General features: G+C 72.0%; 19 protein-coding genes. 12 read left to right on the top strand and 7 right to left on the bottom strand.

All coding sequences use genetic code 11. The features are described from left to right. The first annotated feature begins 38 nt into the window (after positions 1 to 38). Positions 39 to 1,295 carry an MFS transporter gene (locus C1I93_RS17805; protein ID WP_111244418.1) on the top strand — a complete coding sequence of 419 codons (1,257 nt, stop codon included), beginning with the start codon at positions 39 to 41 and terminating at the stop codon, positions 1,293 to 1,295. Between the two features lie 10 nt (positions 1,296 to 1,305). Here C1I93_RS17805 and C1I93_RS17800 read toward each other — a convergent pair whose 3' ends face one another. Further along, entirely contained in the window at positions 1,306 to 1,662 is a 357-nt protein-coding gene (locus tag C1I93_RS17800; protein ID WP_111244416.1) for an STAS domain-containing protein, read from the bottom strand. 164 nt (positions 1,663 to 1,826) lie between these two features. On the opposite strand from C1I93_RS17800, the gene C1I93_RS17795 reads away from it, so the two are divergent. From C1I93_RS17795 to C1I93_RS17770, 6 genes are read left to right on the top strand one after another with little or no spacing between them, the layout of a single operon-like run. Further along, the gene (locus tag C1I93_RS17795; protein ID WP_111244415.1) at positions 1,827 to 2,687 is read left to right on the top strand and encodes an STAS domain-containing protein; all 861 of its coding nucleotides are present in this window, start codon (positions 1,827 to 1,829) and stop codon (positions 2,685 to 2,687) included. After that, positions 2,687 to 3,100, top strand: a complete 414-nt coding sequence (locus C1I93_RS17790) for an STAS domain-containing protein (protein ID WP_111244414.1) — start codon at positions 2,687 to 2,689, stop codon at positions 3,098 to 3,100. Before C1I93_RS17795 ends, C1I93_RS17790 begins: the two co-directional genes overlap by 1 nt. After that, positions 3,097 to 3,516: an anti-sigma regulatory factor gene (locus C1I93_RS17785; protein WP_111244413.1), complete on the top strand. Its 420-nt coding sequence runs from the start codon at positions 3,097 to 3,099 to the stop codon at positions 3,514 to 3,516. The genes C1I93_RS17790 and C1I93_RS17785 overlap by 4 nt, the downstream gene beginning before the upstream one ends. Beyond that, positions 3,504 to 4,526, top strand: coding sequence for a SpoIIE family protein phosphatase (locus C1I93_RS17780; RefSeq protein ID WP_223256239.1), 1,023 nt, complete (start codon positions 3,504 to 3,506; stop codon positions 4,524 to 4,526). The genes C1I93_RS17785 and C1I93_RS17780 overlap by 13 nt, the downstream gene beginning before the upstream one ends. Before the next feature lie 17 nt (positions 4,527 to 4,543). After that, a complete protein-coding gene (locus C1I93_RS17775; RefSeq protein WP_181445214.1) occupies positions 4,544 to 5,869 on the top strand; it encodes an ATP-binding protein in 1,326 nt (441 codons plus the stop codon). Position 5,870: 1 nt separating this feature from the next. Continuing rightward, a complete protein-coding gene (locus tag C1I93_RS17770) occupies positions 5,871 to 7,406 on the top strand; it encodes a SpoIIE family protein phosphatase (RefSeq protein ID WP_111244411.1) in 1,536 nt (511 codons plus the stop codon). A gap of 21 nt (positions 7,407 to 7,427) precedes the next feature. On the opposite strand, the gene C1I93_RS17765 is transcribed toward C1I93_RS17770, so the two are convergent. After that, a complete protein-coding gene (locus C1I93_RS17765) occupies positions 7,428 to 8,300 on the bottom strand; it encodes a helix-turn-helix domain-containing protein (protein ID WP_111244410.1) in 873 nt (290 codons plus the stop codon). A gap of 31 nt (positions 8,301 to 8,331) precedes the next feature. On the opposite strand from C1I93_RS17765, the gene C1I93_RS17760 reads away from it, so the two are divergent. From C1I93_RS17760 to C1I93_RS17745, 4 genes are all read left to right on the top strand, one after another. Next, a complete protein-coding gene (locus tag C1I93_RS17760; protein ID WP_111244409.1) occupies positions 8,332 to 8,904 on the top strand; it encodes a TIGR03086 family metal-binding protein in 573 nt (190 codons plus the stop codon). Between the two features lie 240 nt (positions 8,905 to 9,144). Further along, positions 9,145 to 9,681, top strand: a complete 537-nt coding sequence (locus C1I93_RS17755) for a PadR family transcriptional regulator (RefSeq protein ID WP_111244408.1) — start codon at positions 9,145 to 9,147, stop codon at positions 9,679 to 9,681. After that, positions 9,678 to 10,382 carry an ABC transporter ATP-binding protein gene (locus tag C1I93_RS17750; RefSeq protein ID WP_111244407.1) on the top strand — a complete coding sequence of 235 codons (705 nt, stop codon included), beginning with the start codon at positions 9,678 to 9,680 and terminating at the stop codon, positions 10,380 to 10,382. The genes C1I93_RS17755 and C1I93_RS17750 overlap by 4 nt, the downstream gene beginning before the upstream one ends. Next, a complete protein-coding gene (locus C1I93_RS17745; RefSeq protein WP_111244406.1) occupies positions 10,379 to 11,893 on the top strand; it encodes an FtsX-like permease family protein in 1,515 nt (504 codons plus the stop codon). Before C1I93_RS17750 ends, C1I93_RS17745 begins: the two co-directional genes overlap by 4 nt. A gap of 11 nt (positions 11,894 to 11,904) precedes the next feature. Here C1I93_RS17745 and C1I93_RS17740 read toward each other — a convergent pair whose 3' ends face one another. The 5 genes from C1I93_RS17740 to C1I93_RS17730 all read right to left on the bottom strand — a co-directional run bounded on the left by C1I93_RS17740 (position 11,905) and on the right by C1I93_RS17730 (position 16,212). After that, positions 11,905 to 12,558, bottom strand: a complete 654-nt coding sequence (locus C1I93_RS17740) for a response regulator transcription factor (RefSeq protein WP_420811709.1) — start codon at positions 12,556 to 12,558, stop codon at positions 11,905 to 11,907. Beyond that, positions 12,555 to 13,238 (bottom strand): sensor histidine kinase, encoded by a 684-nt coding sequence (locus tag C1I93_RS32545; RefSeq protein ID WP_223256240.1) that lies wholly within the window; start codon positions 13,236 to 13,238, stop codon positions 12,555 to 12,557. The genes C1I93_RS17740 and C1I93_RS32545 overlap by 4 nt, the downstream gene beginning before the upstream one ends. Beyond that, positions 13,175 to 13,837, bottom strand: a complete 663-nt coding sequence (locus tag C1I93_RS32540; protein ID WP_223256241.1) for a sensor domain-containing protein — start codon at positions 13,835 to 13,837, stop codon at positions 13,175 to 13,177. Before C1I93_RS32540 ends, C1I93_RS32545 begins: the two co-directional genes overlap by 64 nt. A 98-nt stretch (positions 13,838 to 13,935) precedes the next feature. Next, a complete protein-coding gene (locus C1I93_RS31650) occupies positions 13,936 to 14,103 on the bottom strand; it encodes a hypothetical protein (protein WP_181445213.1) in 168 nt (55 codons plus the stop codon). Positions 14,104 to 14,115: 12 nt separating this feature from the next. Then, positions 14,116 to 16,212: a S9 family peptidase gene (locus tag C1I93_RS17730; RefSeq protein WP_111244404.1), complete on the bottom strand. Its 2,097-nt coding sequence runs from the start codon at positions 16,210 to 16,212 to the stop codon at positions 14,116 to 14,118. An 84-nt stretch (positions 16,213 to 16,296) separates the two neighbouring features. Here C1I93_RS17730 and C1I93_RS17725 point away from each other — a divergent pair. Next, a partial coding sequence (locus tag C1I93_RS17725) for an FAD-binding oxidoreductase (protein ID WP_111244403.1) occupies positions 16,297 to 17,719 on the top strand: 1,423 nt, incomplete at its 3' end.

Raw genomic sequence — 17,719 nt, 5'->3', positions numbered from 1 at the left:
CCCCCATCACCTCGACGTCTCCCATCACCTCGATGACGATGACGGCCGTCGCCGCGCCCGCGCGCACCATCGGCGGCACGTCGTCGGACCTGCCCGCCGCGAGCCCGCCGCGGGCAACCGGCGGGTGGCTGGTGCTGGCCGGAATGCTGCTGGTGGCGCTGAACCTGCGGGCCGCGGTGACCAGCCTCGGTGCCCTGCTCGACGAGGTACGCGTCGGACTGGCCCTCTCCGGCACCATGGCGGGCTTCGTCACCACCCTGCCCACCATCGCGTTCGCCGGACTCGGTGCGGCGACCCCGTGGTTGGTGCGCCGGCTCTCCCCGGCCCGGCTGCTGGTGCTGGCGATGCTCGCCCTCGCCGTCGGCCAACTGCTGCGGGTGCTGACCGGATCCGCAGTGGTGTTCCTGCTGACCAGCGCGCTCGCCCTGGCCGGCATCGCGGTGGCGAACATTCTCCTGCCGATGCTGGTCAAGCAGCACTTTCCGCACCGTACCGGGCTGGTGACCGGGGCGTACACGATGGCGCTGACCGCCGGCACGACGGTGGCCGCCGCCTCCGCGGTGCCGGTGGCGCACGCCTTCGGTTCCTGGCGGGCGGGGCTGGGGGTCTGGGCGGCGATGGCGGCGGTTGCCGTACTCCCGTGGCTGCCGGCGGCGCTGCGGACCCGCGCCGCGACGCGGCGGGCGACCCGGGGTGGGGCCGCCGCCCGGTCGGCCGTCCGGCCGGGCCGCACCCGACTCGGGTGGGCGATGGCTGTCTACTTCGGGGCGCAGTCGCTCAGCGGGTACGCGATCATGGGTTGGCTGGCCCAGCTGTTCCGGGACGCGGGGTTCCGCCCGCAGGACGCCGGGCTGCTGCTCGCCGGGGTGACCGCGCTCGGGGTGCCGATCGCGCTGCTGATGCCGGCGCTGGCCGGTCGGCTGGGCACCCTGCGTCCGCTGATCTTCACGCTGACCGCCGCCTCCAGCCTGGCCTACCTGGGCCTGGCGTTCGCGCCGCGCGACGGAGCGGTGCTGTGGGTGGTGCTGCTGGCGTTCGGCCAGGGCGCGTTCCCGCTCATCCTGACCACCATCGGGCTGCGGGCCCGGACCGCCGACGGGACGGTGGCACTGTCGGCCTTCGCGCAGAGCACCGGGTACCTGATCGCCGCACTGGGGCCGCTGCTGGTCGGGGTTCTCTACGAGACCACCGGTGGCTGGACGGCGCCGGTCGGCTTCCTGCTCGCCGCACTCGCGGTGCAGACCGGTGCGGGTGTGCTTATCGCTCGCCCTCGCTACATCGAGGACGAGCGCTGAGCCGGAGGCGTCAGGAGGAGGCGGGCGTGGGGTCGCCGGCGACCGCCTGGTCGACGGTCGGGTAGGTGTGCAGCACCTCGACCAGACCGCTCACCTCAAGAATGCGCAGCACACCCCGCTGCGGGGCGGCCAGTCGCACCACGCCACCGGCCTCGTCGGAGCTGTTCTTGGCACGGACGAACACCGACAGCCCGGTGGAGTCGCAGAACGAGACGTCCGACAGGTCGAAGACGAGGCGACTGCGACCCTTGTCGAGCAGGTCGGTGATCTGGTCCTGCAACTGCGGCGCGGTCGCCATGTCCAGTTCGCCCGCGACCGACACGACGACGACGTCACCGCGCTGTTCCGTGTGCACCGTCAAGGACATTTGCCAGACCTCCTGTTTATCTGTGGAACGGTATCCCACGCGAGCCCTGGCGCGCAGAACGGGAGCGCGATCAGGTGTCCACCATCATTCCGTTGCTCCGTGGCAAGTAGTTGGCGGGACTGCGGTGATAGAGTCCGGCCGGTCCAGGTCGAGGGGGTTTTGCGATGGCGCTGAACGCTGACGAAAGCGGTCGGCTGGTCGATGTCCTGTCCAGGCATGTCGATCGGATCACCCGGCGGTGGGCCGAAGTCGTCGCCGCGCAGCTGCGAGGCCGGCTCAGCCAGGCCGAACTGATCCGCCAAGGGCAGGAACTGCACCGCGCCCTGCTCGACGCGCTCGGCAAGGGCGCTGTCGATCTGACCAGCGAGGAGGCGACCGAGCTGCGGGCGGTGCTCGCCGAGTTCTCCCGCGGCCAGGCCCGGCAGGGCTTCTCCGCCACCGAGACCGCCACCGGCGTGTTCGCCCTGAAGGACGCCCTGCTGACCGTGCTGGATTCCGACCAGAGCGAGGGCACGCTGCGCGACTACGTCGGCTTCTCCGCCCTGGTCGACCAGATGGGTCTGTTCACCTTCGAGACCTACGTACGCACCCGGGAAAGCCTGATCGCCGACCAGGCCGAGCAGTTGCTGGAGCTTTCCACTCCGGTGGTCAAGCTCTGGGAGGGTGTGGTGGCGGTGCCACTGGTCGGCACCCTCGACTCGGCCCGCGCCCAGGTGGTCATGGAGCGGCTGTTGCAGACCCTCGTCGACACCGGCTCGCCGTACGCGATCATCGACATCACCGGCGTACCGGCGGTGGACACGCAGGTCGCCCAGCACATCCTGAAGACCGTGGTGGCCGCCCGGCTGATGGGTGCCGACTGCATAATCTCCGGCATCCGGCCACAGATCGCCCAGACCATCGTCGCGCTCGGCATCGAGTTCGGGGACATCGCCACCAAGGCCAGCCTCGCCGACGCGCTGCGGCACGTGCTGCGGCTCACCGGTGTCGAGACCGGTCGCCGCCAGTCGCGCCGGGAGGCGTGATGGAGCGGGTGCCGATCCTCAAGATCGGCGACATCCTGCTGGTCTCCATCCAGGTCGACATGTCGGACCAGACGGCCGTGGCCCTCCAGGAGGACCTGGCCGAGCGGATCGTGGCCACCGGCTGCCACGGCGTGATCATCGACATCACGGCGCTGGACATCGTCGACTCCTTCGTCGGGCGGATGCTCTCCACCATCGCCTCGATCTCGCGGGTGCTCGACGCGGAGACGGTGGTCGTCGGCATGCGGCCGGCGGTCGCCATCACGCTCGTGGAACTGGGACTGTCACTCAACGGCATCCGTACCGCACTGAACGTCGAGCGGGGCATGGAACTCATCGCGGCCGAACGTGCCGACCAGGGTGACGACGAGTTCGACTACGGTCCGGACACCGAGCTGACGGCGTCGCCATGACCAGCGGGGTGGACCTGGGTCGCCCGCAGACGCAGGCGGTGGGCAGCGACGAGGACGTGGTACGCGTGCGTCAGCTGGTCCGTACAGTGGCGGTGGCGGCCAAGCTCTCCCTGGTCGACCAGACCAAGGTCGTCACCGCCGCCAGCGAGCTGGCCCGGAACACCCTGGTCTACGGCGGCGGTGGCAGCGTCGAGGTGAGCACCGTCGACAATGGCCGCAAACAGGGCATAAAGATCCTCTTCGCCGACTCCGGTCCCGGCATCGCCGACCTGAACCTCGCGCTGACCGACGGTTACACCACCGGTGGGGGGCTGGGTCTCGGCCTCAGCGGTGCTCGGCGGCTGGTGGACGAGTTCGACATCCAGACCGCACCAGGCCAGGGCACCCGGATCACCATCACCAAGTGGTCCCGGTGACCGCCGAGCCGGTCTCCGACCGGGGAGCGTGGTTCCGGGTGGAGGACGGCAGCTCCGGCAGCGGGATACGCCGGGCGGCCGAGCGCCTGGGCGACCGGTTGGGTCTGCCCGCCGGCCGGATCGCCGACCTGGCCATCGTCGCCGCCGAGCTGACCAGCAACCTGATCAAGCATGCGGTGGACGGCACACTGCTGCTCCGCCCGGTGCGACGCGAACTGGACGCCGGTGTCGAACTGATCGCGATCGACGCCGGGCCCGGCATGGCCGACCTCACCGACTCCGCCCGCGACGGCCACTCCACCGCCGGCACGCTCGGCATCGGCCTGGGTGCGATCGTCCGTCAGTCGAGCTGGTTCGACGCGTACTCCCGGCCGGGCCGCGGCACCGTCATCGCGGTGCGGGTCTTCGCCACGGCGGACACCGAGCGTCCCTGGGTCGGCGGGCTCACCCGACCACTCACCGGAGAGACGGTCAGCGGGGACGGGCACGCCTGGCGGATCGTCGGCGATCGCCGGCAGGTGCTGGTCACCGACGGACTCGGACACGGCCCGCTGGCCGCCGCCGCCAGCGACGCCGCGCTCACCGCGTTCCGGGACGCCCCGCCTGCCTCCCCGGCCGAGGTGGTCCGGCACCTGCATCGCTCGTTGTCCCACACCCGGGGTGCCGCGCTCGCCGTGGCCGAGCCGGATCCGGTGGCCGGGCTGCTGCGCTACGCCGGTCTGGGCAACATCAGTGGCCACATCCTCACCGGCATCGGACAGCGGCGCGGTCTGGTGTCGCTGCCCGGCATCGCGGGACATCAACGTCCCGCAATCCGGGAATACGACTACCCGTTCGACTCCGACAGCCTGTTGATCATGCATACCGACGGCGTGGCCGACCGCTGGCAACTCGCTGAGTACCCCGGCCTGTTGGGACGGTCGCCGCTGGTGGTGGCCGCCACCCTGCTCCGGGACGCCGGTGTCCGGCGCGACGACGCCGGGGTGCTGGTGGCAAGGTCCTGGTCGTGAACGCGCCGCTGCTGCAGATGCCGCTGCGGGTGGAACGGGACATCTTCGTGCTCCGTCAGCGGGGTCGCGAGGTCGCCGCCGCGGTCGGCCTGGAGCATCAGGACCAGGTCCGGCTCGCCACCGCGCTCAGCGAAGTGGCCCGGGACCTGCTGCTCGGCGTCGGTGGAGCGGACGTCGTGTTCGCCGTCGCCGGCGCTGCGGACGGCCAGCGTCACCTGCGGGTCGACCTCGCCCCGGTCCGTGCCCTGCCCGATGGCCGGTACGAGCCACAGTCCGGTGCGGTGGCGCGCCTGGTGGACACATTGGGCGTGGTGACGGTCGAGGAGGTTACGGTCGTGAGGATGTCACGACGTGTCCCGGCCACCGCACAGGCGCTCACCTCCGAGCGCCTCGCGCAACTGCGCGCACAGCTCGGCAAGAGCTCACCGGGCACCGCCGAGGAGGAACTCGCCACCCAGAACTCGCAGCTCATCGCCGCCCTCGACGAGGTACGCAGCCAGCGCGACGAACTGGCCCGGCTCAACGAGGAACTGGAACAGACCAACCGGGGCGTGCTGGCGCTCTACCACCAGCTCACCGACGAGCTGGAGGAGACCAACCGGGGCGTGGTGGCGCTCTACGCCGAGCTGGACGAGAAGTCGGCGCAGTTGCGCGCGGCGAGCGAGTCGAAGACCCGATTCCTGGCCAACGTCAGCCACGAGCTGCGCGCACCGGTCACCGCGATCATCGGACTGGCCCGGCTGCTCGGTGACTCCGCGTCGGACCCGCTCACCAGCGAGCAGGAGCAGCAGGTCGGCCTGATCCGTTCCTCGGCATCGGATTTGTTGGCCCTCGTCAACGAGCTGCTCGACCTGGCGAAGGCCGAATCGGGGCGGATCGAACCGGAGCTGACCGAGGTGGACCTGCGGGCCGTCTTCGGTCAGTTGCGGGGCACGCTGCGGGCCCTGCACACCGGACCCGAGGTCGAGCTGGTGGTGGAGGACCCGGCCCCGCCGGCCACCGTACGCAGCGACGAGGTGCTCCTCGCCCAGGTACTGCGCAATCTGCTGCACAACGGTCTGAAGTTCACCACCCGGGGTGAAGTGCGGTTGCGCGCCGAGCGCGGGACGGACTACTGGCGGCTGGTCGTGTCGGACACCGGTCCGGGCATCCCGGCGGAGCTGCACGAGCGGGTGTTCGAGGAGTTCTACCAGGTGCCGGGGCCGACCAGGGTCGGCGGCACCGGCCTCGGCCTGCCGTACGCCCGACGCCTGGTCACCCTGCTCGGTGGCGACCTCGAACTGGCCAGCGCGCCCGGCCAAGGCAGCACCTTCACCGTCTCGCTGCCGGCAGACGGGACGTGACATGGACGGCGCGGCAACCGTGTTGGTGGTCGACGACAGTCGGACCAAGCGCTACCTCCTGGTGAACTGGCTCAGTCGGGCCGGCTTCACCGTGCTGGAGGCGGAGACCGGCGGCGAGGCCCTGAGCCGGGTCGGAGTGGACCCGATCGACCTGGTGGTGCTCGACGTCCGGCTGCCGGACCTGAGCGGCTACGACGTCTGCGAACAGATCAAGTCGGAGCATCCCGCGCTGCCGGTGATCCACGTGTCCGCGCACGCGGTCGACGTGGCGGATCGCACCCAGGGCCTGACCCGGGGCGCGGACGCGTACCTCGCGGAACCGATCGAGCCGGAGGAACTGGTCGCCACCGCGCACGCGGTACTGCGCTACTACCAGGCCCGCCAGCGTGCCGAGCTGCTGGCCGAGCGACTGACCTGGCTGGCCGACACCACAGTCGCGGTGCACGCCGCACCGAACTTCGCCCGGCTGCTCGAAGAGGCGGCCAGCGGTGCCGCGGAGATCTTCAAGAGTCCCGCCGCGGTGGTCGCCGAGACGTTCGACGGGCACTGCCTGGCCGGGGTATGCGCCGGTCCGGGCACACCCGCGAGCGTCGTGCCGTGGATCGTGGACGACACCGGGGTGCCGACCGGGGCGACCGTCTGGGTGCAGCAACCGGCGAGTTGGACGCTTGTCGACTGGCCTGCCGACGACACGGTCACGGTGGCCGCCGCCCGACTACGGGAGGACCGGGCGCCGCTCTACGTCGTGGTGCCCACCGCCACGCAGACCGCCCGCACGCCGGTGCTGCGGCAGTTGGCGCAGGCGGTGGCCTCGGCGGTGGAGGCGCAACGCTCCTTCGACGAGGAACACCGGATCGCGGTGACGCTCCAACGCAGCCTGCTGCCGCGCCGCATCCCGCAGATCAACGGGCTCGACCTGGCCGTGCGGTACGAGCCGGCCAGCGTACAGACCGAGGTGGGCGGCGACTTCTACGAGCTGGTGATGCTCGACGGTCACCTGCTGTTGGCGATCGGCGACGTGGCGGGCCACTCCCTGCACGCCGCGACGGTGATGGCCGAGCTGCGGCACGCGCTGCGGGCGTACGCGGTCGAGGGACACCAGCCGGGCGAGATCCTGCACCGGGTCAACGAACTGATGCGTACGCTGCTGCCCAACGAAGTGGCGACCACCTGCGTGCTGCTGCTGGAACCCACCACCGGTCATGTCCGGCTGGCCAGCGCCGGCCACCTGCCGCCGTTGATCATCCTGGACGGCAAGACCGAGTACATCCAGCACTCCGCCCCGCTGCTCGGGGTACGGGCACCCCGCCCGGCGGATCTGGAGTTCGTGCTGCCGCCCGGCGCGACGATCGTCTTCTACACCGACGGGCTGATCGAACGCCGGGACAGCACCATCGACGAGGGCCTGACCGCGTTGGCGGCATCCGCCACGCAGGTCGACGCCGACCTCGACCGCTTCTGTGAACGACTTCTCGTCGAGCTGGCGCCCCCCGAGATCCAGGACGACGTAGCCGTGGTCGCCCTCCGCCGCCGCTGATGTGTAAGGAGGGGCCCCCTATTAACGTCTGGTGTAGAGGAAGGGCCCCCTATTAACAACCGCTCCTGCACCAGCATCGCGCTCGCGCCGGCCGGTGAGGGTGTACGTGCTGGGGGAGCGGCCGGTGACGGCGGTGAAATCGCGGACCAGGTGGGCCTGGTCGCTGTAGCCGAGTTCCGCCGCCAGCCTGGCCCAGTCGAGCGGGCCGTCGGTGGCCCGTTCGAGCGCCTCGTGCAGGCGGTAGCGGCGGATCACCCACTTCGGGCCGACGCCGACCCGGGTGAGGAAGAGGCGTTGCAGCTGGCGGATCGAGAGCCCGTTGTCCCGGGCGAACTCGTCGACCCGGCGTACGCTCCGGTCGGTCCGGATCGCCTCGACCAGCCGGATCGTCTCGTCGGTGGCCGGGTCGGGGCGGGGTGCCCAGCCGGTGAGCAGTGCGTCCAGGGCCCGGCAGCGCGCGGCGTCGGTGCCGATGCAGATCCGCTGGGGTGGCACGGCGGCCGGCGGCCAGCGCTCGACCAACTCGGCGAAGTTCAGGCGTCGGCCGGTCAGCTCGGCTACCGACCGGTGCCAGAAGGGGTGGAAGCCGCCGGGGCGGAACTGCACGCCGCAGACCCGGCCGGTGCCGGCGAGCACGATCGAGAAAACCTCCAGACCCACCCCGGCCACCTCGGCCCGCTCCGGCCCGTCGCCGTCGCGCTGGAAGACCAGGTTCACCGCGGGATGGGGTACGACGCGCTGCGCGAACGGCTCAGGCAGTGTCCAGTCGATCAGCCAGTAGTGCTCGACCCAGGGTTGCAGCCCGGCGGCGGGCAGATGCCGGCGGAACCGGACCCGACGCATCAGCCGGGCCGGGTCGAGGATGCCCCGACTGTCCCCGCGCGGCTGTCGCATTTCTTCAAGACCACCTTCATACGCTGGCCCTATGCCTACTCAGACTAGTGAGCTGCTGGCGACGGCCGCGCCGCGAACCGTGGCGGTGGTCCAGGCGATCACCGACGACCAGCTCGACCTGCCCACCCCCTGCCGGGAGTACGCCGTCCGCGACCTGCTCAACCATCTGTACGAGGTGGTGGTCAACTTCCAGGATCTGGCCGCCCACAAGACGGTGGCCTGGGCCGACAAACCCGATCATCTCGCCGACGGCTGGCGGGACCGGTTCGCGGCGGAGATTCGCCGGCTGGTCGAGGCGTGGTCGGATCCGGCCAGCGAGGAGGGCGTCTCCTCCGGCATGGGCATGCCCCAGTCGGTGCTCGGCGGCATGGTGTTGCTCGACCTGACCGTGCACGGTTGGGATCTGGCGGTCGCCACCGGCCAGGAGTACGAGCCGTCCCCGCGGGTGCTGCCTATGTTGCAGGACCTGGCCGGTCAGCTCGGCCCGCAGGCGCGCCAGCTGGGTGTCTTCGCGGAGCCGGTGCCCGTCGACGCCACCCTGCCGGACCTGCCCCGGCTGCTCGCCCTCACCGGCCGCGACCCGGCCTGGTCGCCGACGCCCTGAACAGGAGCGACCGCCCGCCGCTTGGCTGAGGCAGCAACTTCCCCGAACTTGTCGGCACGGCATCGGCGTGAGGCAGCAACTTCCCCGAAGTTGTCGGCACGGCATCGGCGTGAGGCAGCAACTTCCCCGAACTTGTCGGCACGGCATCGGCGTGAGGCAGCAACTTCCCCGAAGTTGCTGCCTCGGCGTGGTCGAACAGAGAGCTTGACGACTGCTATTCGCTGAGTGAATAGTAGGCGGGTGTCCACACCGCACGTGTTGCTCGGGCTGCTCGCCGGCGGCACCAAGCACGGCTACGACCTGAAGCGGGCCCACGACGAACGACTGCCGCAGGCCCGCCCGCTGGCGTACGGGCAGGTCTACGCGACGCTGGGCCGGCTGGTGCGGGACGGTCTGGTGGCACCGGCGGGGCAGGAACGCCTCGCCGGTCCCGACCGGACGGCCTACGCGTTGACCGAGGAGGGGCGCGACGCGCTGGACCTGTGGTTGAGCACTGTGGAGCCGCCGATGCCGCACGTCAACAGCACGCTTTTCGCCAAGGTGGTGGTGGCGCTGCTGGTCGCCGACGTGACACGGGCCCGGACATATCTGATCGCCCAGCGCCGGGCGCACACCGACCGGCTGCGCGAACTGACCGCGCTCAAGACGAACCCCACGGCCACCGTCGACGACGTGGTCGCGGCCGACTACGCCATCGCCCATCTCGACGCCGACCTGCGTTGGTTGCACACCACCCTGGACCGGGTCGCCGACTGGCACCGGGAGGTGCACCGATGACGCAACTACAGGCTCGCGGTCTGGTGCGGTCGTACGGACCGACACCCGCCCTGCGCGGCATCACCATGGAGGTCGCCGAGGGCGAGATCGTCGCGGTGACCGGGCCGAGCGGCTGCGGCAAGTCCACCCTGCTGCACTGTCTCGCGGGCATCCTGCGGCCCGACGCCGGTGAGGTGGCCTGGCGCGGCCACCGCATCGACACCTGGTCGGAAGCGGCCCGATCACGGTTGCGGCGTACCGAGTTCGGGGTGTTGTTCCAGTTCGGTCAGCTCGTTGCCGAGCTGACCGCGGCGGAGAACGTCGCCCTTCCGCTGTTGCTCGCCGGCACGGGGCGGCGAGCGGCACGGACGGCGGCGCTCACCTGGCTGGACCGCTTCGGTGTGGCCGAACTCGCCGACGTACGGCCCGGCGAGATGTCCGGCGGTCAGCAGCAGCGGTGCGCCACCGCCCGGGCCTTGGTCACCGAGCCACGGGTGCTCTTCGCCGACGAGCCGACCGGCTCGCTGGACACGCTCACCGGCGAGCAGGTGCTCACCCAACTGGTCCGGTTGGCCCGGGAGCAGCGTACGACGGTGGTGCTGATCACCCACGAGCCGCGCATCGCCGCGTACGCCGATCGGGAGATCGTGCTGCGCGACGGCGTGATCGACCACACCGGCCTGGGCTTGGACGCCGCTCCGGTCACCGGCGGCGTCCGGTGAGACCCGGCACCTTCGTCCGACTCGCGGTGGCCGGCAACCGCACCGACGCGGCGCGAGTGGCCCTGACCGCGCTGAGTGCCCTGCTGGCCTCGCTCGCCGTGCTGGCCGCACTGAGTGTGCTGGCCATCCAGACGCCGCCCGGCGACTCGGGCGCACATTCGGAGCAGTACACCAACGCCCTGCTGCGGGAGCCGGGGCTACGCGGCGGCACCGCCTTCGCGATCCTGCTGCTCACCATTCCGGTGCTGGCCCTGGCCGGTCAGTGCGCCCGGCTCGGCGCGCCGACCCGGGACCGTCGGCTCGCTGCGCTGCGGCTGGCCGGTGCCACTCCCGGCCAGGTGACCGGGATCGCGGTGCTGGAGACCGGGCTGGCGAGCCTGATCGGCACACTCATCGGGCTCGCCAGTTACCTCGTCGGGCGGGCACTGCTGCACCGCCCGGACACCGACGGCCGGCTTCCGCTGCCCACCGACGTCCTGCCGACCTTGCCGGAACTGGCACTGGTGGTGCTGGCCCTGCCGATGGTGGCCGCTGCGGCCACCGCCCTGATGCTGCGTCGGATCACCGCCACACCGCTCGGGGTGGTCCGCCGGACCCGCCGGGCCGGTCCGCCGCGCCCCTGGCCGGCACTGCTGATCGCGCTCGGCGTGCTGGGCGCCGCCCTGTTCCAGCCGATCCGGGAGGCGTCCGGCGACCGGCTGACCCGCTGGTTCTTCGTGGGGGTCCTCGTGGTCGCGTTCGCGGCGGTGCTCGGGGTGATCCTCGGGGCCGCCTGGATCTCCCGACAAACCGGGCGGTTGCTGCATCGACACGCCAGCAGCCCGGCCCAACTGCTGGCGGCCGGCCGGCTGAGCGAGGATCCGTGGGCCGGTAGCCGTACCTTCGCCGCCCTGCTCGCGGCGCTGGTCTTCGGTGCCGGTGCGGCGGCGTTCCGGGCCCAGTTCCAGCTCAGGGACGACATCGAGCGGAAGCAGAACTGGCAGTCAGACTTCGGCGACGGGCGCAACGAGTTCTACCTGCGGGCCGTCGACCTGGTCGACCTAGCGGTCGCCGTGGCGGTGGCGATTGCCGCCGCCGGACTGCTCGTCATGCTGATCGAGGGAATCACCGCACGCCGCCGGACGTACGCGGCCCTCGTGGCGGGCGGGGTGCCCCGAGCCACCATCGGTGTCTCGATCCTTTGGCAGGTGCTGACCCCGATGGTGCCCGCCGTACTGCTGGCGCTCGGCGCCGGTTACACCATCGGCCGGCTGCTCAACCCCGACATCGTCCTGGCCGGCGATTGGGAAACGGTGTGCCGGGCGACGACCGAGCTGTGTGCCGATCCGGCCACTCGCGACCGCCACACCGAGCTGGTGCGTACCGGTGGCATGACCTACTCGCCGGACGTACCGCTGGACCAGCTCGCGTTGCTGGGTGCCGGCGCGGTGGCCGCGACCCTGCTCACGGTCGGGCTGGGGGTGCTCTTCCTCCGCCAGAACACGGCGGTGGAGGAGCTGCGGGCCGGCTGAACCCGGCCCGGTCAGGCGGGATTGGCCCGCAGCCAGGTCAGCGCGGCCAGCACCCGGCGGTTGGTGTCGTCGTCCGGCGGCAGGCCGAGCTTGGCCAGGATGTTGCCGACGTGTTTGCCGACGGCCGCCTCGGTCACGTGCAGCCGGGCCGCGATCGCCGCGTTCGACCGCCCCTCGGCGACCAGGACCAGCACCTCCCGCTCGCGGGCGGAGAGGGCGGCGAGCGGGTCGCGGGGGCGGTGCAGCAGCCGGCGGACCACGTCCGGGTCGACCACCGTGCCGCCGGCCAGGACGGTACGCAGGTTGTCGACGAACTCGGTGACCTCGGCGACCCGATCCTTGAGCAGGTAGCCGACCCGGCGGCCGTCGGCGCTGTCCAGCAGCGCGGAAGCGTACTCCGGTTGCACGTGCTGACTGAGCACCACCACGGCCAGGCCCGGCTGCTCGGCGCGCAGCTCCACCGCCGCGCGCAACCCGTCGTCGCGCTGCCCGGGCGGCATCCGGATGTCGGTGACCACTAGGTCGGGCCGGTGCGCCCGGACCGCCTCCCGCAGCGCCGGGGCGGTGCCGACGGCGTCCAGCACCGTGAAGTCGAACCGGGCGAGCAGGGCGGTCAGGCCCTCCCGGAGCAGCACCTCGTCCTCGGCGAGCACGACCCGGATCATGCCGACCACGGTAGTTCCACCCGCAGCACCGTGGGGCCGCCCGGTGGGCTGGACAGCAGCAGTCGCCCGTCGGCGGCGGCGACCCGGTCGGCGAGCCCGGTCAGGCCGCTGCCGCGCGCCGGGTCCGCGTCACCCCGGCCGTCGTCGGTGACCTCGACGGTCAACCCGGTGCCGGTGTCGGTGAGCTGCACCTCGGCCCGGGTCGCCGCCGCGTGCCGGGCGACGTTGCCGAGCGCCTCCGACACCACGAAGTACGCGGTCGTCTCGGCCGCCTCCGGCAGCGGTCGGGGCAACTCGGCCCGTACCTCGACCGGGACCGGTGACTCGTCGGCGAGTTCCCGCACCGCCCCGGCCAACCCCAGGTCGACGAGGCTCTGCGGCCGGATGCCCCGGACGATCTGCCGGAGCAGCACCATCAACCCCTTGGCCTGCTCGTGCGCCGCGTCCAGCGGCCGGGCGGCCGGGGAGTCGTCGGGCACGTCCAACCGAGCCAGGCCGATCTGGAGGCCGAGGTTGGTCAGCCGGGGTTGAGCCGCGTCGTGCAGGTCACGCTCGATGCGCCGGCGTTCGGCCTCGTACGTGTCGACCAGCCGGGCGCGGGACCGGGTCACCTCGCTCAGCGCGGTGCCGTCCGAGCTGAGCAGCCACCGGGCCACCGCGCCCTGGGCGGCGGCGAGCACGCCGACCGTGTCCAGAGCACCGGCAGCAGCAGCACCCCGACGATCGCGTACGGCACGGCCTGCCCGGGGGTTTCGGCGGTGCTCCAGAGCACCCTGACCTGCTCGCCCGGACTGACCACGAACGGGCTGGCGACCAGCAGCAGCACCAGCGTCACGAGCAGAATGAACAGCCAGTACACGGCGGGCACCACAGTGCCGAGGAGGAACAGGTACGCCGCCTCCCGCCAGGCCGCCCCCGTGGTGTAGCGGGCGACGAACCCGCGCCAGGGCGTCGGGGGCAGCGGCCGGTCGTCGACCAGGCCGAGCCGGTACCGTTCGAAGGCCGCCACCGGCACGGCGAGCAGCGGTGCCAGCGCCAGCACGGTCAACGCGCCAACGGTCAGGAACACGGTGAGCGGCAGCGACACGGGCCGCCCCTGCCGCGCGGCGCTTGTGGCGGCGAACAGTGGTGCCAGCACCACGAGCGGCCCGAGCGAGAGTACGCCGGCCAGCGGCACGCTCGTCAGCAGGTAGGCCAGGGCGCGCCACGGCCAACCGGTGAGCGGATACCGGCGGCGACGCATGGCCTGGGCGAGATGGGTGGGTGCGGCGGTCGTCATGCCGGGAACGCTAGTGACGCGGTCAGGGCCACCCCAGCCGACTGGATCCACCTTCCCGGGTATACCCAGCCCCACCTTTTTCCGTAGGGCGGGGGCGGTCAGTTCGGGTGGAAGAGGCCGGTGGACCAGGCGATGGCCAGGCCGACAAGCGCTGAGCAGCAGCAGGCCAGCAGGGCCGTGGCGGCCAGGCCGAGGCTCAACCAGACCGGCCCGCGCCGGGCCGCTGTCGGCTCCCGGCGCGGGCTCGGTTCGTCGATTCCGGTCATCGGTGGCGAAGCTCAGGCGCGGCCGAGCCGGTCCAAAATCCAGGCGTTGACGAACGCCTCCTCCCGCCAGGCGTCGTACCGCCCGCTCGGCCCGCCGTGTCCGGCCTCCATCTCGGTCTTGAGGAGGTATTCGCCCTGCGGCGCGACCGCCCGCAGCCGGGCGATCCACTTCGCCGGCTCGTGGTAGAGCACCCGGGTGTCGTTGAGGCCGGTCATGGCGAGGATCGCCGGATAGTCGTGCGCGGCCACGTTCTCGTACGGGGTGTACGACTTCATGTACGCGTACACCTCCGGGTCGTCGAGGGGGTTGCCCCACTCCTCCCACTCGGTGACGGTGAGTGGCAGCGACGGGTCGAGAATGGAGCTGAGCGCGTCCACGAACGGCACCTGCGCGACGATGCCGGTGAAGGCGTCCGGCGCGAGGTTGGCCACCGCGCCCATCAGCAACCCGCCGGCCGAGCCGCCCCGGGCGATCAGCCGGTCCGGCGCGGTCCAGCCCGCCTTGGCCAGGTGTCGGGCACAGGCCACGAAATCGGTGAAGGTGTTCTTCTTGGCCAGCATCTTGCCCTGTTCGTACCAGCGTCGACCCAACTCGCCGCCGCCGCGCACGTGGGCCACCGCGAAGACCACCCCACGGTCCAGCAGGGAGAGTCGGCCGACCGAGAACCACGGGTCCATGCTGGCCTCGTACGAGCCGTAGCCGTAGATGACGCAGGGCGCGGAGCCGTCGCGGGGGGTGTCGCGGCGGCAGACGAGCGAGATCGGGATCTTGGTGCCGTCGTCGGCCAGCGCCCATTCCCGGTGCTGCTCGTACTCCTCCGGCTGGTACGCCCGGCCGTCCGGTCCGGGCAGCACCGGCCGGCGACGCAGCAGGGTCAGCTCGCGGGTCACCAGGTCGTAGTCGTACACCGAGTCCGGGACGATCAGCGAGGTGTAGCGCAGCCGCAACCGCCCGGTGCGGTACTCCGGGTTGGCGTCCAGGCCCACCGTGTGCAGCGGCTCGGGAAACTCGATGTCGTGCGGGTCGCCGCCACCGATCGGCAGCACCCGCAGCCCGGTCAGGCCGTTGCTGCGCAGGGTGACGACCAGGTGGTCGGCGAAGGCGTCCACCGACTCCAGCCGGGTGCCGGGGGAGTGCTCGACAAGCGGCACCCAGTCCCCCGGCGCGTCCGCCGAGGTGTACGCCAGCGCGAAGTCCTCGGCGCCGTCGTTGTGCAGGATCAGGAACCGGTGCCCGTGGTGCTCTACCGAGTACTCCACGCCCTGCCGTCGGGGCGCGATCACCGCCGGCTCGCCGGTCGGGTTGCTGGCCGGGATGACCCGTACCTCGCTGGTGATCTTGCTGGCGATGTCGATCAGGATGAACCGTTCCGAGCGGGTCAACTCGACCCCCACCCAGAAGCGCTCGTCCTCCTCCGCGTGCACCACCACATCGTCGGCGGCGGGCGTGCCCATCACGTGCCGCCAGACCCGGTTCGGACGCCACGCCTCATCGACGGTGACGTAGAACAGCACCGAGGCGTCGGCGGACCAGGCGGTGCCGTAGAAGGTCCCGGGGATCTCGTCGGGCAGCAACTCGCCGGTGTCGAGATCCTTGATCCGCAGGGTGAACCGCTCGTCGCCGGAGAAATCAGTGGAGTACGCCAGGAAACGCCCATCCGGGCTGACGTCGAAGGCCCCCAGGGAGAAGAAGTCGTGCCCCTCGGCGAGCTGGTTGCCGTCGAGCAGGATCTCCTCGCCCTCCAGCGGGGCGCCGTCGGCGCTCACCGGCGGTGCGACCTCGCCCGCGCGGACCGCCCGGCGGCAGTGCACGCCGTACTGCTGACCTGCCACGGTGCGGGTGTAGTACCAGTGCCCACCCTTGCGGGTCGGCACGGACAGGTCGGTCTCCTGGGTCCGTCGCCGGATCTCCTCGAACAACTCCGTCCGCAGCCCGGCCAGATGCGCGGTCCGGGCCTCGGTCCACGCGTTCTCGGCGGCGAGGTAGCTGATCGTCTCCGGGTCGTCCTTGGTGGCCAACCAGGCGTACTCGTCGACGACGGTGTCGCCGTGGTGGATGCGTTCGGTCGGTACTCGCCTGGCTACGGGTACGGGGGTCTCGGTGGTCACGGCGCCACGTTACCGGCCGCGTCCGCGCGACGGGCGGAGCAAACCTCCACCCCCGATCATTCGAACACATGTACGATCGCAGCCATGGTGCCTGCACGTTCGACCGGTTCGTCCGGTGCCCTCGACATCGCCCGCCGACTGACCGAGATCTGTGGTCCGCGCTTCGCCCGGTTCGCGGGTGCGGCCGACGAGGTGGCCGGACGGCCGGCGCGCTGGGTGGCGGTGCCGGGCGGCGCGCACGCGGCGGCGCAGGTGCTGAGGCTGGCCGCCGAACATGACCTGACAGTTGTGCCGCGGGGTGCCGGCACCAAGATCGACTGGGGCGCGCCGCCCGAGCGAGTTGACATCATGCTCGACACCGGACGGCTGGCGGGCATCGTCGCCCAGCCGCCGGGCATCGTCGCCCAGCCGCCGGGCCACGGCAGGCCCGGCGCCAGCACCGGCACGTCGGCGCGCGGGGGGCAGGCCGGCGCCGAGGCGCCGCCACGCGGGAGGTCTGCCGGCGCGCCGCTGCGCATGGTTGAGGTCGGCGCCGGCACGCCGTTGCGGGCCGTGCAGGCCACGCTGGAGCGCGCCGGCCAGCGGCTCGCGGTGGACGCCCCGTCACCCGGCGCCACCATCGGCGGCGTGCTCGCCGCCGACGAGGCCGGCCCGCTGCGGCACCGCCACGGCAGCGCCTGTGACCAGCTCGTCGGCCTGCGCTACCTGGCCGCCGACGGTGAGCTGACCGAGGCCGGCGGTGGGGCGGCCGGGCTGGCGCAGGCCCGGCTGTTGTGCGGATCCGAGGGAGCGCTCGGCGTGCTGGTCAGCGCGACGCTGCGGGTGCAGGCGTTGCCGGCCAGCCGGGTCTGGGTGACCCGCCCGGTGTGGACCCCGTTGGAGGTGCACGACCTGGTGCGGGCGGTGCTCGCCGCCCGCCTCGAACCCGCCGCGGTGGAGCTGGACCTGCCGGCCGGCGCGGGATCCCGGCCGAAGCGGGACCGCCGGGCCGAGGCGATGGCACGCCATCCGTCGATGACGGGGCGTCAGTCGACAGCTCCGGCGGCTGCCGGTTCACTCGTGGTGCTGCTGGAGGGTGGGCCCGCCGAGGTGGCGGAGCGCACCGACCGGCTGCTGTCCCTGTTCGGCAGCCGGTCGACGGTGACCCGGTCGGCCCCACCGTGGTGGCGCAGCTATCCCTTCGCCCCCGGCGACACCGCGCTACGGCTGGAGGTGCCGATCGCCCACCTGCACGCCGCCGTGTATGCGCTGCGCGACGCGGCAGGTGCGCCGGTGCCGGTCCGCGGCTCGGCCGGGCTCGGCCTGGTGCACGCCGCCCTGCCCGGCACGATGCCGCCCGACCGGGTGGCCGCGATCCTGGTCGCCGTGCGCAGCGTGCTGCTCGCCCGGCAGGGCCGCTGCCTGGTGCTCGCCGCCCCACCGCCGGTCCGCCGGGCCGTCGACCTCTGGGGCGAGCTGACGAACCTGTCCCACCTGCGCGCCGTCAAACAACACCTCGACCCCACCC

This window comes from Micromonospora endophytica (assembly GCF_003236305.1).
Classification (GTDB): Bacteria; Actinomycetota; Actinomycetes; order Mycobacteriales; family Micromonosporaceae; genus Micromonospora; species Micromonospora endophytica.
The sequence above is the reverse complement of the archived record's forward strand: the minus strand, read 5'-3'. Positions and strand labels throughout refer to the sequence as shown.

Excerpts from the sequence above, each read along its gene's own strand:
- C1I93_RS17805 (WP_111244418.1), top strand. The coding sequence starts at position 39 with ATGACGGCCGTCGCCGCGCCCGCGCGCACCATCGGCGGCACGTCGTCG.
- C1I93_RS17800 (WP_111244416.1), bottom strand. The coding sequence starts at position 1,662 with ATGTCCTTGACGGTGCACACGGAACAGCGCGGTGACGTCGTCGTCGTG.
- C1I93_RS17795 (WP_111244415.1), top strand. The coding sequence starts at position 1,827 with ATGGCGCTGAACGCTGACGAAAGCGGTCGGCTGGTCGATGTCCTGTCC.
- C1I93_RS17790 (WP_111244414.1), top strand. The coding sequence starts at position 2,687 with ATGGAGCGGGTGCCGATCCTCAAGATCGGCGACATCCTGCTGGTCTCC.
- C1I93_RS17785 (WP_111244413.1), top strand. The coding sequence starts at position 3,097 with ATGACCAGCGGGGTGGACCTGGGTCGCCCGCAGACGCAGGCGGTGGGC.
- C1I93_RS17775 (WP_181445214.1), top strand. The coding sequence starts at position 4,544 with ATGCCGCTGCGGGTGGAACGGGACATCTTCGTGCTCCGTCAGCGGGGT.
- C1I93_RS17770 (WP_111244411.1), top strand. The coding sequence starts at position 5,871 with ATGGACGGCGCGGCAACCGTGTTGGTGGTCGACGACAGTCGGACCAAG.
- C1I93_RS17765 (WP_111244410.1), bottom strand. The coding sequence starts at position 8,300 with ATGCGACAGCCGCGCGGGGACAGTCGGGGCATCCTCGACCCGGCCCGG.
- C1I93_RS17760 (WP_111244409.1), top strand. The coding sequence starts at position 8,332 with ATGCCTACTCAGACTAGTGAGCTGCTGGCGACGGCCGCGCCGCGAACC.
- C1I93_RS17750 (WP_111244407.1), top strand. The coding sequence starts at position 9,678 with ATGACGCAACTACAGGCTCGCGGTCTGGTGCGGTCGTACGGACCGACA.
- C1I93_RS17740 (WP_420811709.1), bottom strand. The coding sequence starts at position 12,558 with ATGATCCGGGTCGTGCTCGCCGAGGACGAGGTGCTGCTCCGGGAGGGC.
- C1I93_RS32540 (WP_223256241.1), bottom strand. The coding sequence starts at position 13,837 with ATGACGACCGCCGCACCCACCCATCTCGCCCAGGCCATGCGTCGCCGC.
- C1I93_RS31650 (WP_181445213.1), bottom strand. The coding sequence starts at position 14,103 with ATGACCGGAATCGACGAACCGAGCCCGCGCCGGGAGCCGACAGCGGCC.